Raw genomic sequence first — 22,185 nt, 5'->3', positions numbered from 1 at the left:
GGAGTCGGTGACTTGCTCCGCAACGCGAAAAGCCCCAGCCCACTCATGTGAGTAGGCTGGGGCTCCGGGTCAGTCCTTAGCGAAGATGCCCGGACCGGTAGCGGCAACAGGTGCGTCAGCCACCCGCACGCCCACAAGGGCGATCCCGCTACGCGTCTTCATCTTCGATACGTTGCGCTCTTCCATGGCTCCGTAGAACGCCTTCCGCGACCAAACCTCAGTCGACTTCAGCCCTTCAGCCTCGCACCAATCGCGATAGGCGTTGTAGGCGTCAGCGCCCGGCATCACAGCGGAGTCGTCAGCCGTTTCGAGCACGCCCGGGAAGAAGCCCGCCAACGCGTCAGACGTCGCCCGGTACTCCTTCGTAGCCGCTGAGATGCTGACAGGGTCCTTCAGTCCCTTCGCGTACCACTCGACAGCGCCACGAACAGCCCATGCCACGATGCCCGCAGCCTCAGCGCGAAGCTTCCTGTCAAGGTCGTAATCCCGCTCTTCCGGCGCGAAGTACCGGGCGAACGGGATCAATTTCACGCGTCGCCAAAGCCCTTCGTCCTGCGACCGGAATTTTGGCTTGTGGTTCGTGGCAAGCATGATCAAGAACGTGGGGGAGAAGGTGAAGAACTCTTGGCGCAAAAACCTTGCCGTGACCTTGTCCTTGCCTGTCACGCGCTTCAGGACGGCTTCCGACATGGGCTTGCCCGACTCGCCTTCGGACGCCATGACGAGACGCGCACCACGGAGCGCCGCAAGGTCGTTCGGAATGCCGCCCCCGCCGGCCTTGTCCTCAAACGTTGCGAACGGGGTCGTCTTCGTGATCCGGCCGAACACGTCCGTCAGTGTCTCCGTGAACACCGATTTTCCGTTGGCACCCTTGCCCCACAGAACGGCAAAACACTGCTCACTCGTGTTGCCGGTAATGCCGTACCCGACAAGCCGCTGTACGTAATCCACAAGATCGGCGTTGCCCGGGAAAATCTCCGTGATGAACTGTTCCCATCGCGGAGCCTGGGCGTTGGGGTCGTATTCGATCGGCAGCGTCACGGTCAGCATGTCGGCTTTATCGTGCGCGCGGAGCTTCCCCGTGCGAAGGTCCACAACGCCGTTCGTGAAGCTCAACAGGTACGGCTTCGCGTCGAATTCCTCAGCGTCCACGTACACGCTGGGCACGCTGCGCAGCTCTTCCAGAAGGTTGTTGATCTTCGACGTCATGGTGAAGCCGCGCGCTTCCTTCGTGTACCCGGTGAGCACAAGAGCCGCGCCCATGGCGTGAATCTCCTGACGCACGCGCGTAGCGCTCTTCATCCACGTCGTACCGTCCCACACGAAGTACCCCAGTCCCGGGGCGTACTTGATCCTGCCGTCAGTCCACGCAACCAACGCATAGGCGTTCATCGCGTCAGCGTCTTCGCCGTACGTGTTGACCAACTCGCCCAGGATGCGCGCCGCTTCGGTGCCCTGATCACTCGACACCTGGACAGCGCCGGTACGGTGCGCGACTTCCGCCTTACGGTGCTCCGCCTCGACCTGGACGCGATCCTTGACCGGTCGAGCCGACTTGACCGCAGCGTGAAGAGCGGATGGGAACGCCGCCGGGTTCGACTCGCGCCAATCCGTAAGGTCGTCGCCCTGGGTGTTCAGCGCGTACGTGTCGATGCCGTGCGCGGCAAGCCCTTCGGAAAGGCGCAGCGTGAACCCCTGGCCGGCCGTGTCGCTGTCACCGCACACGATCACCTGATAGCCGCGAAGCCCTTCGGCCAACTCGGCCACAAGCTCAGGGTTGTTGACGAGAGAAGCGCCCCGAACGGCAACGGCGTCGTACCCGACCGAAACCGCTGTAAGCGCGTCTCCGGGCCCCTCAGTGAGCAGGATAACCCCGTAACCGGACTCGCCACGGAACACGCCGTACGGGGCCCAGCGCTGCCCTTCCGGGTTGCTCAGGCTCAGCCAACGCCCCGGGCACTTGCCGCTGAGGTCACGCCCCTGAGCGCCACGGGTCACACCGTCGAAACCGTTCAGCGGCACGACAAGCCGGGGGTACCGCGCGAAGCTCAGCGACACGAAGTCGGGCCCGTCATAGTCGAGTCGGTCACCCGTATACGGAGCCGAGAAGCGAAGTCCCAGGCGCTCAGCCTCAGTTGGGTTGATGCCGAACCGGTCAGCAGCGTACGTGCCATCCCCCAGGGGCAGCGACGTCAACCACATGCGGAGCGCCGCAACCGACCCGGCACCAACCATCTTCGGCTTTTCCTTCGGCACGGTCATGCCGTCGCCGGTCACGTCGAACAGGTCAGCCCAGGCAAGCCCGGCGGCATCCTTCACGCGCTCCGTCTTGCATCCGGCGCGGCACGACAGGCGAACCTTGTCGTCGTCCCCCCGCCATATCCGGAGCGACGGACGCGAGTCGTTGTGCGCCGGACACGCGGCCAGATACCCGCCGTCTGGCTCTTCGCTGACGTCCTTGAATCGGCCCAGCAAGCTCACGAAGTCCACGGTCGACACCTTTCGTTTGTCTCTCGTGGACCCGTAAGGGAGTCGGTGACCTAGTCAGCCGGCGCGCGTCGCCATGCCCGCTCTTCTCGCTTGCGTGTGGCCTTCCGCCAAAGCCGAGTGTCGCGCTTCCCGTCGTAACAGTTCTTGCACCTGTCGCACGTCCGGTAGCCCACGTGACGACTGTTGCGCAGCATCCCAGGCACTAGAACGACTCCGCCCACTGGGCAAGCGTCTTCGCGCCCTTCGACAGGTTGCACTTCGCGCACGCCGGAAGCATGTTGTGTTCGGCGTCAGCGCCGCCCTTGCTGAGCGGGTGAACGTGGTCAAGGTGCTCCGCCCGTGCATCGCAGTAGGCGCAGCGGTACGACCAACGGCGCATGACCTCAGTGCGGGAATACTCGGCGTGCTCGACCCCGTACGCCGTCGCTCGACGCTTCTGACTCAGTGTGTGACGCTTGTCCTTCGGCAACTTCCGGTAGTAGTCCTTGATGTACGACTTCCGGCGCTTGTTCCGGCACGGCTGACAAGAGCACTTCGGTTCGTGGCGCATCAAATCCCCCAGCGTCGGCGTACGTCAGCCCCACGGGTTACCGCAGCGGCAAGAGCGTCGCTGTATCGCGCCCAGTCCTTGCGTGTCTCGGCGTTCGCGTGAATCCATACGGTGTCGCCCCTGCCCATGGCGCGAAGGTCTCCCAGCGCGGGGGCATTGGCTACCGTGATCTTGCGTTCCATCCCTTACCTACTCACGTGAGTGGGTTGAGACGACGACAAGCCCCGGTACGAAGCGCAGTGCTCCGCCCGGGGCGTGTGTGTGTCGTGTCAGCCGTTCCGTTGTCCGGTCACGTTGCTTCTCAGAAGCCGCACGTGATCGGTGCCTATCCATTCCTTGCGCAGTGACTTGCGCTCCGTCAGTCCGTCGCGGGATTCGGTGCCGGTCGGCTGGACCTTCAGGAACGGAATTCGCTTCCCCTCGAAGCGCCGGATCTCGATTTCCCGAATAACCGCGTCAGCCGCACGTGTGCCGTTCCCGCAACGGGTCGCATAGTTGATCAGGTCACCGACGTACAGCCTTTCGCCCGCGTAATCGGTGACCGTTCCCCGCTGCCCCACTAGTGGTACTCCGGATCGAAGTCGTCTGCCGTCTGTACGCCGAACCTGACGCGCCGCTCACGGAGAATCGCAACCCGTGCTTCCGGCGGGTACTCCCACAGGGGGACCTTCACGGCGTCGTCAGAAGCGCCACGCATCACGCGCGCCCAGGCTTCCCGGGACGCGGGTTCCAGACGCGCCACTAGTCGGCAACGGCGTCGTTGAAGGACTTCGCGACGTTGATGACGGGCTTGTAATACGACACAAGCTTGTTCCGCATCGGGCCCTTCTTCGGCGTGTACTCCACAAGCTCAAGCTCAAGGTAAGCGAGAACCGGGCCACCCTTGCCGATGCGCTCTAGGGCGTCTTCGGCTTCGTGAATGACCTTGAAGAGCGTCCACGAACCAGTCTGGAACTTGAACTTGCCAAGCTCCGGGTCGTCAGCGAGCTGGAACGTGACAGTCTGCGCAGGGTTCGGGGCGTCGCCCTCCTTCGCCGCTGCCTTCCGCTCATCAAAGAGGGTCGGGCAACCGCACGGCTGACCGATCATGTCTTCGTCCTTGTGCGACAGGAAGTCGAAGCCGTCGCAGTGGTGCTTGAGCTTGCCGTTCCACCAGAGCTTCATGTCCCAGTCGATGCCGTCCGCCTCAAGGATCACGGGAATGCGATCCTTGGACGTGAAAACGTCGATGAAGTTCTCAGACGTCGACTCGTCATCCTCAACGGGGGTACCGCCGAAGAGCTGGGCAACGGCGTCAGCAACGGTCTTCTCACCCGTGGAAAAGCGCCACTCACTCAGCGCCACGGGGACAAGGTTCCCCTTTTCGTTCTTCTCCGAGTAGCCGGAGTGCAGCCGGCCAACGGTGTCGTCCGCGTACGTCTCGCGCTTCTTCGGCTTGTTCTCTTCGTCGCCCGCCCAAATCGACCGCTTCGCCATGCGTGTAACTCCCTTAGTAGGCGGACGGGCAGGAACTCGCCGCTGCCCGTCCGTCCCTTGTGCTGTCTATTACCGGTAAGGGAGTCGGTGACGTAGGGCCGGAACGCACGAAAACCCCTCAGCGCCCGTGTGAGGCACTGAGGGGTCAGGTGTGGGGGATTGGGGCTCCGGGGTGCTAGTCGCGCTTCACGTACGCGCCCAGACCCGTGAGGATGGAGAAGAGGCCAACGCCGTACAGGCAGTCAACGAAGCCCAGGGCAGGCACGGCGTCGTTGTGACCGTGCCACATGCCGACAACGATCATGCTGAAGTACGCGGAGACAGCAAGCCCCAGCGAGATCAGCGCGAAGCCGACAAGCGCCGCAGTGCCCAGGGTCTTAAGGTCGTTCTTCAAGGCGTTCTCTCCTTCATGCGGGTTGCTTACATCTGCCGGTAAGGGAGTCGGTGACTAGGTCCGCTGTGCGTCTGCCTGATCAGCAAGCCGGATGAGCCGGAGACCCAGCAAGCGCGCTTCGTCAGGCGTCAGCTCAGCAGTCATGGGGCGCGACACGGAGCAATACACGGGCGTGATGTAAACGCCGATGCTGCCGCCCTGGGCGTACGAATCCTTGAGGATTCCGGTAGTGGTGGCCTGAAGCAACTCAGCGCGCCCCTTCGTCGTAAGGCGTATCGCCCAGCAAATCGCGCACGGCAAGGTCACGTGCTAGCCGGCGGATGATGGCACCCTTCACGCCGTCAACGGCGCGCTTCGGATCGTCGGTGTCGTCCACCCAGACGCACGCTTCGTCAATGAGTACGGAGCCGATTCGACGCCGCTCCCGGAACTGGACGCGCACTTCGCTTTTCCGCAGCGGGTAGCGCCCCGGAAGCACGCGGAAAAAGCGCTTCGCCACTATCGCGCCCTTCGCTGGGTACCGGTCACAATCTTGCCCTTCGCCTTCCGCGCAATGGGCTTTCCGATCACCTTCCGGGAAAGGTCGCGGTCCCAATCGAAGGTCGCGCGAAGGTGTAGGAACTGTGCGAACACTTCGGGCCCAGTCTCGATCGGCTTGAACGCCCATGTCTCGTCTGTGACGTGAAGAACGGCAGCACCCTCGAACTCCGGGACGTCCCGCTTGTTGCCGTCAGCGTCAAGGAAGAAGTCAGCGTTCATGTACGCACTGAGCTGAAGGGCAACGTCCGGGTACGTGTTCTTGCCCGTCTTCCAGTCACCCATGATCAGATGCGGAGTGCCGGAGCGGTCCGGGGTCGGGATGCCGTCAGCGTCGAGCCACACAATCATCACGACGTCGAAAGACCCGGCATAGCCGTACGTGTCCGACCACGCCACATCTTCGGCACCCAGAAACTCCGGGTTCACTGCCTCAAGGAACTCACGGAAGTGGTCGACGTAGGGCTGAAGGTCGCTCCGGACCCTGCCCACGTACTCACCACGTATCAGGCGCTCGAAGAGATCATGGGCTTCGCTACCCAGATCGGCGCGAACCTTCGTGTAGCGGCGCGCGGCACCCTTCAGATAGTCGATGGCTCCGTCACGGTCGCGACGCGCCATATCCGACACGAAGTCGATCGAGTCGACGGCAAGTTCTGCTGCCATCTTCGCTTGCCACGGGCCGAAGAAATTCTGCTTAGGCAGCATTCCCAGAATGGACGTCACGCCCGGGTGAACGATTTCCCGGTTCACGGGGTGGACGTAAAAGCGGCTTCCGCCACGGTAAACAGTGCGCACCTTCGGCAAGGTCGCTCCCTTCGTAGTCTCCTACTTGTCCTGAAGGGAGTCGGTGACCGAACCAGCGGAACGGGTGACGCTGTGACGATGTGGCGTCGAGCTGGGGTTGCCTTAGAGAAGTCTTATGTTGTTCTTGATTTTGAGTCACAGCGTCACAGCATCACAAAGCCCAGCTCAGCCCTTGTCCGGCGCTGTGAGGGTGTGACGAAGCCCCGCCGGTACTTGGAGACCCGGCGGGGCTTCTAGGTGCTGTGCGGGGCGCTCAGGGCCGATCTAGCGGCACGTCAGCTCGATGTGAAGCTTGGCTTCGCGCGCTGTCTTGAAGAACCGTTGGTCGCGCGTGCCGTTGTGGCGGTAGTTGGCTTCCCACTTGCGGGGGCCGACCCGGATCACGTCAGCCGGCTCACGTGTCTTCCGGTAGCGGTACAGCCCGGCTTCGATGCGTTCCCACATGGGCCGGTCGCCTCAGCCTTCGGCTTCGAGCTGGGCTTTGCGCTCTTCGTACCGGCCGCGCACGCTGCGGTATCGGCGCTTCTCCGCTTCGACAACGGGGCCGCTCAGGACGTTGCCGCCGTCTTTCGCCCACCGCGTGAACTCAACGGCGCTCATGTGGTTTGCCTGCCGCCAAACGGTCGTCCATGCCATACCCAGGACGCGCGCCGCTTCAGCCTTAGCCATGCGCTCTTCGTTCTCCGCCGGGGTTTCCTCACGCTGCCGTCCCGCCTGGGTGCGTGCTGCCCGCTGCGCATCGTCCTGCATGGCGTGCCACATCCCGACCGTAACCACGGGGTCAGCCTTCGGTGTGGCTCCGCCGTCGAGCCCCAGCGCGGTACGACAGTCAACGCACGTGGGTTCCACCCCTTCCAGCTCGAAGCCGGCCCCGGTACCGCATTCCGTCATGTACGGCTCGGTTGAGTTCTTCGCTACGCCGTGAGTCTCGCCGTCCGTGATAACCGCTTCAACGGCTGTGTACGTCTTCACGCCCGCCTCCCCTTCGCTGCGGCTTCCGCCTTGTCGGCTTCTTCGAGTAGTCGGGCGGCAACGTCGCGCGCCCCCTTGCTGGTCAGCTCGACAAGAACCGGCCGGTCAAGGTCTTTCCGGTCGCTGACGTACGCCCGGATGACAACCGTGTCCGGGTTGTTGGTCGCCGCGCTCTCTCCGGCGTACACGTCGCCCAGCCGTGCCGGGTATTCCTGCTTTGCCACGGGACTACCTCCTTACAGCGACGCCCCCAGGCCAGTCACTCCCGGGGGCGTCGCTCAGTGTGTCGGACGGTTACTTGTTGTCGTCTTCGTCGTCCGCCGGGACAAGCGCGCTCAGGTCAAGCCCCATGGCGTCCACGAAGGCACGGATCAGCGCGTACGACTCCGCCTTGACCTTCTGCTTTTGCTTTGCGGTCTTCACCTTCTTCGCGCGCTTGCCCGCACGCTCCATCGCTGCCTTCACAGCGGCAAGGGCGTCAGCGGTCTTCTCGGCGTCGGTCTTCTCCTTCACCGGCTCAAGGAACTGGGCGGGAATCTCTTCCCGAAGTTCAGTGATCGCGCCTTCCAGCTCTTCGACCTTTTCGGCGGGAGCGTTCGCGGTTTCGCTCAGCGTCTCCAGTTCCTTCGTGAAGCCTTCGAGCTTCTTCACGCGCCGGTCGATGCGCGCAAGCTCCGTACGGCCGTAGCGGGGAAGGATGATTCCGTGATCGGCGTACAGCGCGCGGATTGCGTCGGACGGGGAAAGCTCAGCCGGCCGCTTCGCGTCGTCTTCGTCCAGCTCTTCGCGGAGCTTCGCGTTCTCGTCCAGCTTCTCAGTGGCACCCGGGAAACGCGCGTCCATCGTGGCGCGTGCTTCTTCAAGCGGCATCGTGTCGAAGCTGTCAAGGTACTCAACAAGGACGTCGGAAGCCTTGTTCTGAGACGCGCGCACCATCGAGTTGTGAGCGGCGATCCGGTCAACGTCGTCGTCTGCAATCCCCTTGCGAACGGCGTTGTAGATCGCGCTCGAACCGTTCTTCGTCGTCTTGCGAATCGACATCAGGTCGGGGAGGTTCCCGGCGTCCGGGTTCGGGATGCTGAGGCGCATCTGATTGATGATGCGCGCCAACCGGTCACCGACGTTCGTCAGCCTCAGCCCCAGATCGAGACCTTCGCTGAACGCCTTGACGCCGTCCTTGATCAGCTTGTCAACGCCTTCGAACTTGCGCGGGTCCTCAGCGGCGGCTTCGGCGTCGGCTTCGGCGCGCGTCTGCACTGCGGTAGGCGTGATCGGCTCAGGGGCGGGGGCCGGCTCCGGCTTCGTGGTCGCCACCTTGAACGCCGCCCGTACGTCCTGTCGCAGCGTGTTGCGCTTCGCGGCCGGAAGCTTCCGAATCTTGCCGTCCGCCTCTTGCTTCAGCTCGACAGCCTTGCCGTGCGCACCTTCTGACGTCGGGTCGAGCTTCTTCAGTTCGTCAATGGTCGTGTGAACCTCACTGATCAGCGCGTCAACGTCCGTGTTGGCGACAGCGGACATGTCTTCACCGGACGTGTCAGCTTCGGTCGTCTTCTCGGCTTCGGGCTTCGCGGGCATGGCGTCTTCCTTCGGGTCGGCTTCAACTTCGGGGCGGTACTCAGCGAAGTGCGCGGCGTCGTAACGGGCGCACGTGGTGCAGTCGACAGGGGCGGCAACCGTGCGGTACTTCGTGCCGCTGTTCGTCATGGCACCCGTACGGCACGCGGGGAACACGTGGTCGCCAAGGTACTGGGCGCGGTAGTGGACCTTGCCGCCCCGGACGCTGACCACGTTGTTAGCTACAGACATGTTCGTCTCTTCCTTGTTGGCGGCAAGTGCCTTGACGCACTGGGTGCAGGTGACGAAGGGCGTGTGAAGAAGCTTGATGCTCTTCGTGATCGGACGCTTACAGGGCGTGTGCGTGTCGGTGCCCTTTGCGGCGTGGCCAACCTTGCCCGCACCCATGCTGAAGACCGTGTATCCGGCGGGTGCAGTGTAGCTAGCCATGATCCCTTGCCCTTCGTCGCTGTCGGTGTCTTGCAGGAACCAACCTACTCACGCGAGTAGGCACGGCGCAAGCCCACAACGAAAAAATCCCCCTACCGGCCACCCGAAGGCAGTCGATAGGGGGAGGAATTGTCAACGCGTGCGCGGAACGAGCAAGCTGTCAACAATGTCGTTCAGCTCACCCAGCGTCCCAGCGTTCGAAATCGTCAGCGCTGTCGGGTAGTTGGCCAACTCGGTTTCGCTCTTGTGCCGTCCGGTCTCGTCCGCCAGTCCGGCACCGGGCCGCGTAACCCGGATCAGCTCGAAGCCACGGGCAGTGAGCGCCTGGGCTTCGTTCTCGTACCGCACGTCAGTAACAACGACCGGAAGCCCCAGACGAGACGCGGCAACGATCGCAGGGAAGGCGGCACGTACCCAGAAGTCGGGGTCAAGCTCCCGAACGGTCTGTCCGACGTGCTGAAGGGTGCGCCGCACTTCCGGGTATTCCGTCTTGCAACGGTCCCAGCCCCACTCATCCACCAACTCAGAGAGCCGACGGCAGAGCACGGGGCCCCGAACGGCAGAGGCGGCGTCCACCCACGGGTTCAGCTTCAGCGCCGCCGCCTTGAGCGGGTCCGCGAACGCCACACGCTGATATCCGTAACGCTGCCGGAGCCGAGACCCGATGGAGTCCTTACCCGACTGGGCGGGACCGATAAGCCCGATGCTCTTGTAATAGGCCACGCGACACCCTTCGTAGGTTGCTTACGTTTCCCACGAAGGGTGTCGGTGACCCTGAGCCGGCTAAACCCCTAGGACAGCGTGGACGGCAGACACAACGGCAGCGCCCGGGAACTCCGGCTTCACGGCCGAGACGACGCCCACGACGCCCACCACGACCGCGCTGACGATCTTCGGGTGAGCCTTCGCCCAGGACAGAACGCCACCCAGGCGACCCGGCTTACTGTGATCTCCCATGTGCACCCCTTAGACCTTCGGGACCTTCAGCTTGTCCCACGATGACTTACCGGGCCAACCGTCAGCGTCGGCACCCGTGAACCCACACTTCCGCTGCCACTTCGCGTACGAAGCCTTGTCAGCGTCCGACCACTGAGCGCCCGGACCGACCTTGTACGCGGAGCACTTCACCGCAACAAGGCGCTTGCCCATGGCGGTAACGATTGCCGACTTCGGCTCACGCTTGAAGAAAGCCGCACCCGGGAACGGCTCGTACGCCTTCGGCTTCGCGGGCTTCCCGCCCAGATCGCCAACCTTGCCGGTCGCCTTGTGCTTATACCCGAACTTCGCGGCGTTCGGGTCAGCGCTCACACTGCCACCCTTAACATCCGGGTAGCCGTACCCGTACAGGTACGAATCCCGACGCGCGCGCTTCTTCAGGTACACGCCGTCACCCTCAGCGCTGCCGTTGCCGTTCGTGTTCCCCTCGATCGTGTATGCGTAATTGGCGTCATAGGCGTACACGATGCCCGTGTGACTGCCCCCGCCATTGCCGAAGAACACCTGAGCGCCGACCGCCGGGTACGCCGAAAAGCGCCCCTTGTTCTTGAACCAATTCGTTCCGGTCCAACACGAAGCCGTGCGCGGGTAGGCGTCAGCAAGACCAGCCTTCAGCGCAAGCCACGAAGTGAAGGTGGCGCACCATGCCTGATTCTGCGACCACTCAAGCCCAGGCACGGCCGGCGAGAACTTCTGAAAGTTGTTCCAATGGCCGTTTGCCCGACCTTCGCGGTATCCGACTTCGGCGTGGCCGAGAGACAGAAGCTTCGGAATGCTCAAAACGATTTCCTTTCGCGCATCAAAGAGGCCCCGGAACCGTGTTGCTCCGGGGCCGTACCTACTCACGTGGGTAGGCTGAGTTAGACGTAGGCCAGTGCCGCAATCGGGATGTCATGGTCAGCGCGTGCACCCGCCGCTGTCTGGCTCACAGTGGTCGGAAGTGCCGCGTTGTTCTGCCCTTCCGTGAACCACGCCCGCGCGAACGGCGTACCCGGCATCCAAAAGTTGGCAGTCGCGATGGGGGACTCGTTCTGAACGTGGAAGAACGCGAAGTCAGTCGTGCCACCCGTAACAAGCGAGAACGCAACCCAGTAGCGCCCAGGCGTAAGCGCGGTCTGAGTGATCGTCACAGGAACAGCGCCGATATGGTTCGTCTTCTGTGCGGGCATGGACCCGGCTTCCTGCCCAGCCATCGTCAGCGCGACGCCGCCAGTCTCGACAACCTTCGCGCCGTTCTCCCGGTAGATACCCGCCCGGTACCGGTTCGACGTCACGCCGCCATAGCCGCGCGCGTACAGAACGATTCGGTTGACCGTTGTCAGCTCCGTGATGTTCAGCCCCACGAAGTAAAGCCGCTGCGGAGTCAGGTACTTCGCAACCGGGTTCGCCACTGTGTACGGGTCACACGACCACGCTTCAAAGCCCAGTGCTTGAGGCGTCCACGTGTTCTTCGGCGCGCTCGACGTCGCACCGACCGTGAAGACAGCGCCGCTCGACTCTTGCACCTTGAGCTGACCGCCTTCGGCGTACACGTTGACGCCGTTCGGGTTCACCGCGCTAGGTCCGGTCCCGTGGTCAACGGCAAGAACGCCCGTGACAGCGCTGCCCATGCCCGATGCGCTAGCAGCGCCGCCAACGCGAAGGTTCTTGTCGGCGTACAGGTTTCCCATCGGAAGCCGCACGCTGCCCGTTTTGCGGACCGACATGATTTCGGTGTTGTCGGCAAGCGTCACCCGGAACGGATCGGTACCCGCGCTGTCCGCGCGCACCCACATACGCCCGTTGAACGAAGCGGACACGTTCGTAACAAGCGCTCCGCCGGTCGTGATGCTCGTGTACGCGGAGCCGTCAGCGCTGGAAGCCTTGAAGACGTCGGTAGCCGCGCCGGCCGCAACGACGTTGAGACTTCCGGCAAGCTGTGCGTCCCCCGTGGTGGAGAGAGCGCCCACGTTCACCGCAGTAAGCGTGACGTTGCCGTTCGCGTCGGGCGCGACCGTGTTGACAGCCGTAACCGTTCCCGCGCCCGTACCGTCTGCACCCGCCGGACCGGTCGCCCCTGTGTCTCCCTTATCGCCCTTGTCGCCCTTCGGGCCCTTGATGTTGCCCTTCGACTCCCACAGCGACGCGCCGCGCTGGAACAGGTCTCCGCTGTCTGACCGAACGAGAAGATCCCCCGGACGGGTTCCCGTGACTGGGGTACCCGTTGAGTTGTTCACGTAGATCGCGGAGCCGCGAACCGGACCGCCAACGGTGGCCCAAGCGCCCCCAGAACGCGCCCAGTTGGTAACCGTGGTGGACGGTACCCCCAGGACCGTAGTCGTCTCGTACTGGGCGTATACGTCGCCGTCGATACCCAGCGCCGAAGTGGGGGCAGCGGAACCGGTGAACACCTGAGAGCCGCGCACTCCCCGAACGCCCTGGGGACCTTCGAGGGACGCGACCCATTCCGCTTCGGTGCCCGTGTACCCGCCCGCCACTGCCACTTCATAGGCGCTAGGTCCAGGAACGGCAACGTAGTTGGGAGTTGACGGGTCAGCCGGCGCGACGTCCGCAAGGTCTACGGTGTTGTTCAGCGTGTCTTTCGGCAGCACCATGGAATAGGTGCGCGCCCCCGTGACGCCGGTCAGATTCTCCTTAACCGTGTACGTCCACGCGGACGGGTTCATGTCGGGGGAGTCAGTGGCCGGAAGGCGGATACCGACGTTGCCGTTGGCGTCCACGATCCGGCCCAGTTCGTCAAGCGTGGCGACAACCGGACCGGCAATGAAAAGGTCCGACTCAGGGAACGTCACAAGCCCCGGACCGGTAAACGTGACCGTGCCCTTAAGGGCTCGACCGTCCCAGCCCAGATAAGTTCCCGTTACGCGGACAGTGGGAATCTCATTCGGAATCGCCACGTGCGCCCCCAATCAAGTTGTCAATGTGCTCACGAAGCTCAGAATTTTCTCTGCGCAGCGACGCCACCTCTATACGGAGCGCTTCGTTTTCAAGGCGCAGCGAACGGACCTCAGAAATGAGTGTCTGCACCTGAGCGTCAAGAGCCTCAGCACGCGCTGTCTGGGACTCCGCTACTTCCCGCCACGCATCCCGCGCGCCGGTCCGAACCTGCCGGTAGACCAGCAACAGGAACAGGCACGCGCCCCCCACGACTTCGGCCGTGCCGACAATGTCAGCCATCACGACCCCGGAACGGGCGTCAGTTGTCCGTCGATGCGCGGGTTACCGTCCGTGGACTCTTCCACGTACGTACCTGCCGGAAGCCCCGTTGCGAGCTGGGGTTCCCCGATACCGACCGTGTGGCTGATCCCGTTGACCGTTACGCGCTTGTTGACGCGGTAGTTGATCTCGAAGCCCTTCCACTGTTCGGCGTCGTCAAAGCCGATCGGCTGAGGGTGAAGCCACGTGAAGGTGAGCTGACGCGTAAATCCGTCCGGCGCACTCGTCTTGTCGAGCGTGATTTCCTTCGTCTTGCCGCCCGTGATCATGTCTGTCATCCACAACGTCACGGACACGTCGAGCCGCGCGCCGTCTGCGCCCCCGGGAAGGGAAAACGGGATCGCCAGAAGAAGGACCGGCTGATTCAACCCCGTGGAATTGATGATGCCCAGCAGATGCCGGAAGTTCGGCCCAACCGTGCCTTCAACCGAAGGCGACTGATAAGACCCGTACGGCAGGCGCTCATTCACGCTGCCCAACTTCGGTTTCCGCTCAAGGGCAGTCAGCCGGCGCTTCATCTCATTCAGCTCAGCCAAAAGAGAAGGCGGCAGCGCATTAGCCTGAATCGCCACTTACAAACACTTCCTTACTCGCCAGAGACAGCGTCGCCGTCTCGGTTCCATTCACGTCTACGGCTATCTGTCGCTCACTGATCACGAACTCTTCGAGCAACTGCACATAGCCGGAATCGACATTCACCGTTCCGTGCGCGCCCAACATGTGCGTCCCGGGGCTGTACACACCCGGGTAAAGCTCAACCGAAGGAATCGCAATCACCTGACGACCGACAGCGCCCAGGGCTCCGGCTTTCGGTAGCAGCTCCGCCGTTGACCGAAGGTCCGCGTACGTGACGACCTGTTGCAGCGTCGGTGTGTCGAGCGCGTTGACCGACGAAGCGAAAGGCTTGACGCCCGTACCGAGATCCGCCCCGAAGGCATAGGCGCGCGTCGCTAGCCGGCTCCCGTCGTAAGAGACTGCTGTCACGTTCGCGTTCACGCCATGAGTCAGCGACGGGAAGGCGAGCGAAACGCGCGCCGACTTCATGAGCCGGTTACCCACCCGGGTGCGCGCTGTGTTCGCCCAGAACGTTTCGTACCGGAAATCGAATCCGCCGTCTTCGTCGGCAAGTTCGTTGACCGCCTCAGCGATGTTCTTGAACTCCGAGAAAGCCCACGTGCGGGAACGCGTACGCCCCGTGTTCGTGAGCCCCGTGACGACCGTGCCGATTCCGTCGTTCGTGTTCGCGTACCCGATCCAGTCCCGAAGAAGCTGAGCCTGATCCTTGCTGCCCTTGTACCCCTTCGCGGCGTTCAAGTACCGGGCGGCGTAGTAGCTGTGCCACCCAGCGGCGTTCAGCGTGAGCACTCCGGCGGCAAGGTCAGCGGAAGCCGTCCAGACCGGTCCGCCCCACACGGGGACGTCGTCACGCGTGACCACAAGGCCCGAACGCCCAGGCTCCAACGTGGCCGGATTGGCAGCGTCGAGCGGTACACCAACGGAGCACGTCCCGGCGGCGTTCAACGTCTCCGTGTAGCCAATTCCCGTAACCGGCAACGCCGTTACAACGTTGCCGGTCTTCACGTCTACCTGCAAAACCTGAAACTCAGACAAGGCGCACCCCCTACTTACACGAAGGGAGTCGGTGACGTCGCGTCATCAAACCCACCTGTCTACCCACGACACAACGGCCGTTGCCTGAAGGTTCGCGTTCCCAGTGGTCAGCTTCAAGCGATGGTCACCCGGGGCGAACTCCGGCCACGTCGAACCCGGCTTGATCAGCCCAGCGATAGACGCGCCTGCCCCATCGGTAACCGTCTGCGCCTGGGAGTCGACACGGACCGTGCCCGTGTAGTTCACGCCGAAGAACTCACCCGTTGCTTCGTCGGTCAGCGTCGGGGAAGTCGCCCCGTGAATCTCGACCGCTGGGCGCGCGTTGAACGTCCCGTACTGAGTGAACCGGCTGATTGGCGTGAAGCCCGGATCGTCGGGGCCGGCTGACCGCACGGGGATGGTGCGCGGCGCGTCCCCCTCGATAAACGGAGACGTCGCGAAAAGCTCGACGACCATGTTGCAGGTGCGGTAAGCGAAGCTCAGGTCCAGCGGAGCGCTACGCCGACGCACACGCGCCATGACGAAAGCTGTCTGGTCGCCCGCTGCGCCCGGGAAACGGAACCGGAAGGGGAGTTCATCGGTGCAGGGCTGAAACGCCGCCTGAAGGGCATTGAGGGCCGCTGTGTACTCTTCGCGCGTCGAGCCGTAGACCTCAAGCGTCAGCGTGACCGTGCGCCCGTTCATGTAGTCGCGCCCAGGCCAAAGCCCGTTCCGCTGGACAAGGACAAGGTCAGACGTACGGATCTCCGGGGCGGACAGAAGCCCATCAACCCCGACGATGGATATAGCAGACTCCGGCAAGCCCATGACAACGCCGTTGTACTCACACGTCCAGTCGCTCAACTCAGCCACCGGGCAACCTCCTTAGACATGGAAGCGCCCCCCAGCATCATCACTGAGGGGCGCTTACCTACTTACGCGAGTAGGCTGGATTACGCGGGACTTGTGCGGAGCGCCCAGGCCACTTCACGGCCGATAGCGAACGGGTCCGCATTGGTCTGAACGTTGACCGTGACGCCCCCGCCGGAGCCAAGCCGATGGTTCGGGATGACCGTTGAACCGGTCGGCAACACGACCTCTTCCGGCCCGCGCTCACCGACACGCACCCGACCGCTAGCCGGTCCACCCATGGCACGAATCTTCGGGATTGGGTTATCGGGAATGTCGATGCTCAGCGGCCCCATGCCCAACCGGTTCGGGATCGCCCAGTTCATCAGGCTGATAACCCCGTTGATCGCACCCTTCACCGCGCGGGTAACGGTGGCTCCCAACGATTGCGCGAAACCGCCCAGCTTGGAAAGCCCGTTCTTGATGCCGTTGATCACGTAACCGCCGATTGCCTTACCGGCGCTCAGCAGTCGAGACCCAGCAGAAAGGAGGCGTCCCGGAAGGCCCATGACGAAACTGACCACGGCGTCAAGTGCGTTCTTCGCTAGGTTCTTCACCCAGTTGAACGCGCTTCGTGTGGCGCTGACGATCTTGTCCCAATGCTTGATGATCAGGCCCGGACCGGTGAAATTCAGGAAGAGATCCTTCAGCCACCCGAAGATTTTCTTGACCCAGTCCCAAACCCACTGGAACGCGGCGAGCGTCTTTTCCTTGATGGTGTCCCAGTTGGCGACGATGATGACGACAAGCGCCACAATCCCAGCGATCACCCAACCGACCGGCCCCATGGCGATAAGCCACGCTGCCGCCATTCGCGCCGCCTGCAAAAGCGACTGAGCGCCCATGAGTACCCAGCCGGCTACCACGATCGCCGCATTGGCAACCGCCGTCGCTGCCGACTTGATCCACCCGCCCACGACTGCCCAGTGTGCGAGCACCTGAGTTGCTGCCGAAGTGGTGGACGTCGTGGCGGACGTAATCCACGCCGTCACGTTGGCTATCGCTGACGTCGTTGCCGTCACTCCCCAGGCGACTAGCGCGGGCAGCAGGATCACGGTAATCAGTCCCGCGATGGTGCCGAAAATGCCGCTGTGCTGACTGATGAACCCAGCCGTAGCCGCGAAGGCAGAACCGACCGTGCTGAGCTTCCCGGCAACCGCCGTAACGGCCGGAATGACCAGCGTCCCCAGGACGTCAGTAGCGAAGCCCGTAAGTGCCCGGGTGAATTGCTTCACCTTCGTGGCGGCGTTGTCGTGCATGGTGTCGCCTGCCGCCTTCGCCGCGCCGTCCACCTTGCCCAGCGACTCAACAGCCTTCGAGGGGTCGAGCGAGAAGAGCGCGTCTTGCATGTCCTCAGCCTGGGTACCGAAAAGCTTCACCGCTAGGGCTGAGCGCTCCGCCGGGTCCTTGACCTTACGGAGTCCATCAAGCGTCTGATCAAGCGCCTTCGCTGCCGCCGGACCACCTTCAGCAATGGCCTTCGTCATGTCCTTGCCGCTCAGGCCAATGGCCTTATATGACGCGTCCACTTCTTCGCCACCCGCGCGGACGATAAGCCCGAATTCCTTCAGCGAGTCGGCAACAAGGTCAGCGTCACGCGCGCCACCCTGAAGACCCTGAGACAGCAAGCCCATTGCGGTCTTACCGTCGAGCCCCAGCCCCTTGAACTGGACACCGTATTCGTTGAACGTGTCCAAGAGGTCTTCGCTCTTGTTCGCGCCTTCCTGGGTGCCCTTGACGAGAATGTCAAAAGCCTCAGTCGCGTTCTTCGCAAGGCCCGTCTTCAACATCTGGCCGACAGCGGCAGACGTCGGACCGACTTCGTCACCCAGGACGGTAGCGACGTCCATAGCCTGTTTCGAAATGTGCGCCATTTCGTCGGCAGTGGCACCCGCCGGAACTAGACCTTGCTGCCACAGTCCCTTAAGCGCCTCATTGGCGTCAGCCACAGATTCGCCGTACCCGTCGCTGTACACGGCTCCGGCCGCTTCGCCAAGCTTCTTAGCCTCAGCCGGCGACGCACCCAACTGGGCGGCAAGTAGGTCGTTGCCCACTTCCTTCTCAAGGGCCGACGCGATGCCCGCACCGATGCCGATAGCGATAGCGCCACCCGCAGCAAGAGCAAGCCCCTTCGCGTGCTCACCGAACGCGCTGACCTCTTCGGACGCTTGGTCAAGCGTCTGCGACAGTTGGTCGGCGTCGCCCAAAATCGTTACCTGAATAGGTCGTGCCACAGCGCCGCCCTTAAGTCATGACCGGCGTACGCCGTTCCCCACCCTGAGCGTTGCCGCCCCTGCCACGTCCGGCGCGCTGAACTTCCTTGCGCTCTGCCTCGACGTCTTCCGTCATCTGCTCAACCAACGCGTTGAAATCGCGAAGTTCCATGCTGCGCACGTCTGACCACGTAAGCCCCTTGAAGTGGCCGATCAGACGTGCGCAAGCAATTACGCGTTGGTCGCGGTAGGGTCCGCCTTGCCCTTGCCCTTCAGGTTGATACGGAGCGCCCCAGCGTCCTCAATGGAGAATTCCGGGTGCTTCCGCTTCATGACCACGAACGCCATCGCCTTGAGCATCGGAGCGCGCCGCGAACCAGGCTTGTTCAGCGCGTCGAGCGGCTGACCCGTAATCTCCTCAATGGCGTCGATCTCGTCAATGGTCAGAGACTCAAGCTTCAGGTCAAGCGTGAAGTCGGTCGGGGGAACGAAAGCGGGCTTCTTCGCGGGCATATCAACTCTCCAAGAATCTCTGAACGACCGCGTGGATTCGCCGCTCATACGTGGCGGCAACTTGGTCGGAGCGTCGCGCCATAGCGCGGAAAAGGAATCGGTTCGGGCGAATGTTTCGCTTCCGGAAACCGAAGTGAATAGCGGCGGCATAGGGCACACGTGCCGCTGAGCCGGCCTTAATGACAGCGCCCTTCGCGGACGCCGTGACCTTGATGGACTTATCCAGCTTGCCCGGACGGTACTTCTTCGACGACTTCGCGTCGCGCTTCCCGTCCGGACTTTCGTGCTTCGCCTGAGGGACAAGGATTTCCCCGGAAGCCTTGTTGGCTTCACGAACTGCCTTGTTCAATTCCTTGTCCCTCAGCGAACGCACGTTGCGCTGAAACTCCCTCAGTCCATCGACACGAACCGTGTACGCGGACCGCTGCGCCACTACGGCTCTACCGGCGTACCAGGCTCGACGTACGTCAGCTTCACAGCGGCGGTACCGTCGCCCGGGTCGAGCACGCGGAAGGGGAGATTGTGAACGGTGACTTCGTCGGTAGCCGCTTCGGGAGACTCACCCGTGAACTGAATCGCGGGGCACTCAACGGTGAGCGACGTACCGGGAAGAACACCCGCGAAGGTCACCTTCAGCGCGCACAGCTCACCAGCAATGAACGCCTCATACAGTCCCAGGGACGCGGCGCTGAACTCGCCCTCAAGGTTGCCTTCGTACGTCGGGACAGCGTTCCGAATCGGCTTCTTCTTCAATTCGTTCGCGCGAAGAAAGCGCCGGTCGGTCTTCATGCCCAGCTCGCCAGTCAGCTCAAGCGACGTGGCGTCGAACGCAACCGCGCTGCCGTCCCGGGACAGAACAACCCCGGTACGAGTCCAGTCGTACGGGTACGCCTCAACCGGGTACACGGGAGCGACGATCTGACCCGCAACCGAAGTGTGCGTGACGTCCTGAAAGTCAAAGCTGACGTTGAGCTTGACAGCCTCTTCGACCTCAGCGGTAAGGCTCCACTCAGTAGCGACACAACCCAGATGCTTGTAAGCAACCTTGCTGCCATCGGTACCCGGGCGAACCATCTGAGCCGAGAATGACGGAGCCTCAGAAACGTCGGAAGTCTCGAAGACCGTGGTTCGGACGCCGGCCGAATCGGTGACAGTGGCCTTGTCGAAAGCCGACTTCAGGAGGGACGCGGCTCCGGCGTCGAGAACATCGACTTCGACCTCCCCCTCACCGCCCATATTGACGATGTTCCGGCGGTCAGCGCGCGCCGTCTGCATACCCGCGCGGAAGCCAACCGACTCAATGAACTCGCGGGTTGTCTTCCATGAATCCGCCTGACCCTCGTATCCCTCAACGACAGCGGACAGAACTCCGTAAGCGTCTTCCTGCCCAATGCCAATGCTTGCGTCAAGCGCCATGCGTGCGCCCCCTTCTATTGGTAGACGCGCCCACGAACACGGACGCGAACAGTCAGCGCCGAGTAAGCGCCGTCAGTGGTTTCGGTTGACTCGACGGAAGCCGACTCCGGCCGCACGTCGAGAAGCCCAGGCACCGAAGCAAGGTCAGCGTTCATCGCTGCGCACGCTTCCTTGACGTAGTCGCGAATGCCGTACACGGCGCGCTCAGCGTCAATCGGGTTGCCCGGGGTTGTGACTACGGCGTGCGCTTCCACGTAGCCGGTTACGTTCGTCGGCTTCGCTCCGGCGCGCATCGCCACGGGGGCAAGGTCGTCATCAACCGTTGCCCCTAGCCATACGGTCTTGCGTCGGGAGGTGTCTCCCGTTTCCGCGAAGGTGCATTGGACGTCGCCCGGAATCACAACCTTCAGCGCGTCGAACAGTCGCACCTTCGCGTCAAAAATGAGTGCCACGCCCGCCCCTTACATGAAGATGAACGGGAGCCTGGCCCGGTACAGATTCAACTTCGCGTTGACTTCGGGCAGCGACGTCGGACGCCAGTTGCCCCCCGCCTGGGCGAGCTGAATGGAACCGAATTCCGACTGCACCTGAAGTGCCCGATCGGGAATGCGCGACATGTGGTCGAGCACGTATTGCCGCGCGAGAGTGCGCACGCACCAACGGATAACTTCCGGCGTCGGGTTCTCTGCCGTGTCCCACTTCCGGCCGCAGTACACTTCGACGGTTTCCACGCTGAAGTCAATTGCGTCTGACAGAAGTTCGTCAGAAAAGAGCTGGGCGTCATCCAGCCCGTCAAGCGCGCGAAGCTCTTCAAGAGTCGCGTACGCCACGCTGCGCCCCCTTCCAAGAGGCCCAGGGGAAGGGGCTCAACCTACTCGCGTAAGCAGGCTGAGCCCCAGTCACCTAGGAAGGATCAGGCACCCGGACCAACGGTCAGAACCTTCGCGCCACGGGTGTCAACAAGAAGCCCGTCCGCGCGCTGAAGGAACCGGTAAACGATCTCGTCAGTGGAGAACTTGACGTCAGTGGAACGGTCCACGCGGAGCGACCCAGCGAAGCGGACCCGGTACTTGCTCAGGTCGGCAAACAGGATCTTGTCAACGGGCATACCGTCGTCGCTCTCAACGATCTTGCCGTTGAAGGAATCCGGAGCACCGACCGTCAGACCCGACTGCCAAAGGTACTGACCGTTCGAGTCCTTCAGCTTGCGCATCTGAGCCGCGCGAAGGTCGTTGACAACGTACTTCGCGTTCTTGCGGTACGAAGACGGGACTTCGTGGAACAGGTCAATCAGCGCGTCGGAAACCTTGCTGTCCGTGTCGGTCAGGGCGAAGGTCGCGTTGGCCGGCGAAGCGTCGGTGAGGATGCCGCGCGGCTGACCCGTACCGGTGCCGGTCAGGAAGTGACGTGCCATACCGTCACCGATCGCCGGACCCGCGTCCGAGACAAGGAAGCCGATAAGGTCGAGAACCTGATCAGTCGCGAATTCGTACGAGACGACCGCAGCGTGACCGTACTTGAAGCCGCCCATGCTCCGCTGGATCGTGGTCGGGTAGGACTCCGGAACCTCCTGACCCTCCCCGACAATTGCGGCGGTAGACCGCCCCGTGATGACCGTGAAGTCCATCGGGTTGGCGTCCGACGTGGTGAAGGTCGTCGCGCCGCCACGCATAATCGCGGAGCGCTCAACAGCCTGGGCAATGAGCTGACCGTAAAGGGTGCGCGACAGGACGTTAGGGTTACCCGCCTTCGTGCCGTCGCGCTTCTCAGGCGCGAACTCGAACGCGCGCGACTCACCCAGATTGCCGGACCGAAGGGTGTCGGCGTCGTCTACGTCCGCCGAACGCTGAACGCCGGAGCCGGAGCCCTGAAGACCAGCGAGAAGCGAAGTGACAGCGTCGGTCGCCTTGATCGCCTCAATGCCGCGCTTGATCCGGCCGTCAAAGTCGGCAACCGCAGTAAGCAGACGCTCTTCGGTCTGCCGCGCGTCAGCGGTCATGTCCTTACCCGCGAAGTCGTCAGCAAGCTTGCGAAGCTCAGCAGTGGCCTTCTCGCGCGCCTCAAAGTTCGCGGACAGAGTAGTTGCGTCCATGTGGAGCCCC

25 protein-coding genes are annotated in these 22,185 nt (G+C 62.9%); all 25 read right to left on the bottom strand.

Features of this window, described 5'->3' with window-relative positions:
- Positions 1-69: 69 nt before the first annotated feature.
- The 25 genes from PSQ21_RS16065 to PSQ21_RS15950 all read right to left on the bottom strand — a co-directional run bounded on the left by PSQ21_RS16065 (position 70) and on the right by PSQ21_RS15950 (position 22,175).
- Positions 70-2,490 carry a phage/plasmid primase, P4 family gene (locus PSQ21_RS16065; protein WP_274031206.1) on the bottom strand — a complete coding sequence of 807 codons (2,421 nt, stop codon included), beginning with the start codon at positions 2,488-2,490 and terminating at the stop codon, positions 70-72.
- A gap of 202 nt (positions 2,491-2,692) precedes the next feature.
- The gene (locus tag PSQ21_RS37880) at positions 2,693-2,869 is read right to left on the bottom strand and encodes an HNH endonuclease (RefSeq protein ID WP_443334393.1); all 177 of its coding nucleotides are present in this window, start codon (positions 2,867-2,869) and stop codon (positions 2,693-2,695) included.
- A 440-nt stretch (positions 2,870-3,309) separates the two neighbouring features.
- Positions 3,310-3,600 (bottom strand): hypothetical protein, encoded by a 291-nt coding sequence (locus tag PSQ21_RS16060; RefSeq protein ID WP_274031205.1) that lies wholly within the window; start codon positions 3,598-3,600, stop codon positions 3,310-3,312.
- Between the two features lie 181 nt (positions 3,601-3,781).
- Positions 3,782-4,516 (bottom strand): recombination directionality factor, encoded by a 735-nt coding sequence (locus PSQ21_RS16055; protein ID WP_274031204.1) that lies wholly within the window; start codon positions 4,514-4,516, stop codon positions 3,782-3,784.
- 175 nt (positions 4,517-4,691) lie between these two features.
- The gene (locus tag PSQ21_RS16050; RefSeq protein WP_274031203.1) at positions 4,692-4,910 is read right to left on the bottom strand and encodes a hypothetical protein; all 219 of its coding nucleotides are present in this window, start codon (positions 4,908-4,910) and stop codon (positions 4,692-4,694) included.
- A gap of 247 nt (positions 4,911-5,157) precedes the next feature.
- A complete protein-coding gene (locus PSQ21_RS16045; protein ID WP_274031202.1) occupies positions 5,158-5,409 on the bottom strand; it encodes a hypothetical protein in 252 nt (83 codons plus the stop codon).
- Positions 5,409-6,200, bottom strand: a complete 792-nt coding sequence (locus PSQ21_RS16040) for a hypothetical protein (protein WP_274031201.1) — start codon at positions 6,198-6,200, stop codon at positions 5,409-5,411. The genes PSQ21_RS16045 and PSQ21_RS16040 overlap by 1 nt, the downstream gene beginning before the upstream one ends.
- A gap of 318 nt (positions 6,201-6,518) precedes the next feature.
- Positions 6,519-6,698: a hypothetical protein gene (locus tag PSQ21_RS16035; protein WP_274031200.1), complete on the bottom strand. Its 180-nt coding sequence runs from the start codon at positions 6,696-6,698 to the stop codon at positions 6,519-6,521.
- Between the two features lie 12 nt (positions 6,699-6,710).
- Positions 6,711-7,226, bottom strand: coding sequence for a hypothetical protein (locus tag PSQ21_RS16030; protein WP_274031199.1), 516 nt, complete (start codon positions 7,224-7,226; stop codon positions 6,711-6,713).
- Positions 7,223-7,450, bottom strand: a complete 228-nt coding sequence (locus PSQ21_RS16025; RefSeq protein WP_274031198.1) for a hypothetical protein — start codon at positions 7,448-7,450, stop codon at positions 7,223-7,225. The genes PSQ21_RS16030 and PSQ21_RS16025 overlap by 4 nt, the downstream gene beginning before the upstream one ends.
- A gap of 70 nt (positions 7,451-7,520) precedes the next feature.
- Complete coding sequence (locus PSQ21_RS16020; RefSeq protein WP_274031197.1) at positions 7,521-9,230, bottom strand: hypothetical protein; 1,710 nt, start codon at positions 9,228-9,230, stop codon at positions 7,521-7,523.
- Positions 9,231-9,362: 132 nt separating this feature from the next.
- The gene (locus PSQ21_RS16015; protein ID WP_274031196.1) at positions 9,363-9,953 is read right to left on the bottom strand and encodes a deoxynucleotide monophosphate kinase family protein; all 591 of its coding nucleotides are present in this window, start codon (positions 9,951-9,953) and stop codon (positions 9,363-9,365) included.
- Between the two features lie 243 nt (positions 9,954-10,196).
- Positions 10,197-11,006, bottom strand: coding sequence for a peptidoglycan-binding protein (locus PSQ21_RS16010; RefSeq protein WP_274031195.1), 810 nt, complete (start codon positions 11,004-11,006; stop codon positions 10,197-10,199).
- Between the two features lie 80 nt (positions 11,007-11,086).
- Positions 11,087-13,123 carry a hypothetical protein gene (locus tag PSQ21_RS16005; protein ID WP_274031194.1) on the bottom strand — a complete coding sequence of 679 codons (2,037 nt, stop codon included), beginning with the start codon at positions 13,121-13,123 and terminating at the stop codon, positions 11,087-11,089.
- Positions 13,107-13,403, bottom strand: coding sequence for a hypothetical protein (locus PSQ21_RS16000; protein WP_274031193.1), 297 nt, complete (start codon positions 13,401-13,403; stop codon positions 13,107-13,109). Before PSQ21_RS16000 ends, PSQ21_RS16005 begins: the two co-directional genes overlap by 17 nt.
- The gene (locus tag PSQ21_RS15995) at positions 13,403-14,014 is read right to left on the bottom strand and encodes a hypothetical protein (RefSeq protein ID WP_274031192.1); all 612 of its coding nucleotides are present in this window, start codon (positions 14,012-14,014) and stop codon (positions 13,403-13,405) included. The genes PSQ21_RS16000 and PSQ21_RS15995 overlap by 1 nt, the downstream gene beginning before the upstream one ends.
- On the bottom strand, positions 13,998-15,053 hold the full coding sequence (locus tag PSQ21_RS15990) for a hypothetical protein (protein ID WP_274031191.1): 1,056 nt from the start codon (positions 15,051-15,053) through the stop codon (positions 13,998-14,000). The genes PSQ21_RS15995 and PSQ21_RS15990 overlap by 17 nt, the downstream gene beginning before the upstream one ends.
- A gap of 45 nt (positions 15,054-15,098) precedes the next feature.
- Positions 15,099-15,905 (bottom strand): phage distal tail protein, encoded by an 807-nt coding sequence (locus PSQ21_RS15985; RefSeq protein WP_274031190.1) that lies wholly within the window; start codon positions 15,903-15,905, stop codon positions 15,099-15,101.
- Between the two features lie 80 nt (positions 15,906-15,985).
- Positions 15,986-18,175, bottom strand: coding sequence for a phage tail tape measure protein (locus PSQ21_RS15980; protein WP_274031189.1), 2,190 nt, complete (start codon positions 18,173-18,175; stop codon positions 15,986-15,988).
- Positions 18,176-18,385: 210 nt separating this feature from the next.
- Positions 18,386-18,667, bottom strand: coding sequence for a hypothetical protein (locus PSQ21_RS15975; protein ID WP_274031187.1), 282 nt, complete (start codon positions 18,665-18,667; stop codon positions 18,386-18,388).
- Position 18,668: 1 nt separating this feature from the next.
- Positions 18,669-19,040, bottom strand: coding sequence for a hypothetical protein (locus PSQ21_RS15970; protein ID WP_274031186.1), 372 nt, complete (start codon positions 19,038-19,040; stop codon positions 18,669-18,671).
- 59 nt (positions 19,041-19,099) lie between these two features.
- A complete protein-coding gene (locus PSQ21_RS15965) occupies positions 19,100-20,083 on the bottom strand; it encodes a phage tail tube protein (RefSeq protein ID WP_274031185.1) in 984 nt (327 codons plus the stop codon).
- 14 nt (positions 20,084-20,097) lie between these two features.
- Positions 20,098-20,535 (bottom strand): hypothetical protein, encoded by a 438-nt coding sequence (locus PSQ21_RS15960; protein ID WP_274031184.1) that lies wholly within the window; start codon positions 20,533-20,535, stop codon positions 20,098-20,100.
- Between the two features lie 9 nt (positions 20,536-20,544).
- Positions 20,545-20,913, bottom strand: a complete 369-nt coding sequence (locus tag PSQ21_RS15955) for a hypothetical protein (RefSeq protein ID WP_274031182.1) — start codon at positions 20,911-20,913, stop codon at positions 20,545-20,547.
- An 83-nt stretch (positions 20,914-20,996) separates the two neighbouring features.
- Positions 20,997-22,175, bottom strand: a complete 1,179-nt coding sequence (locus tag PSQ21_RS15950; RefSeq protein WP_274031181.1) for a phage major capsid protein — start codon at positions 22,173-22,175, stop codon at positions 20,997-20,999.
- Positions 22,176-22,185: the final 10 nt, after the last annotated feature.

The sequence above is a fragment of the Streptomyces sp. MMBL 11-1 genome, from assembly GCF_028622875.1.
In the GTDB taxonomy this organism is placed as follows: Bacteria; Actinomycetota; Actinomycetes; order Streptomycetales; family Streptomycetaceae; genus Streptomyces.
This window is presented reverse-complemented; position numbering and strand designations above follow the sequence as displayed.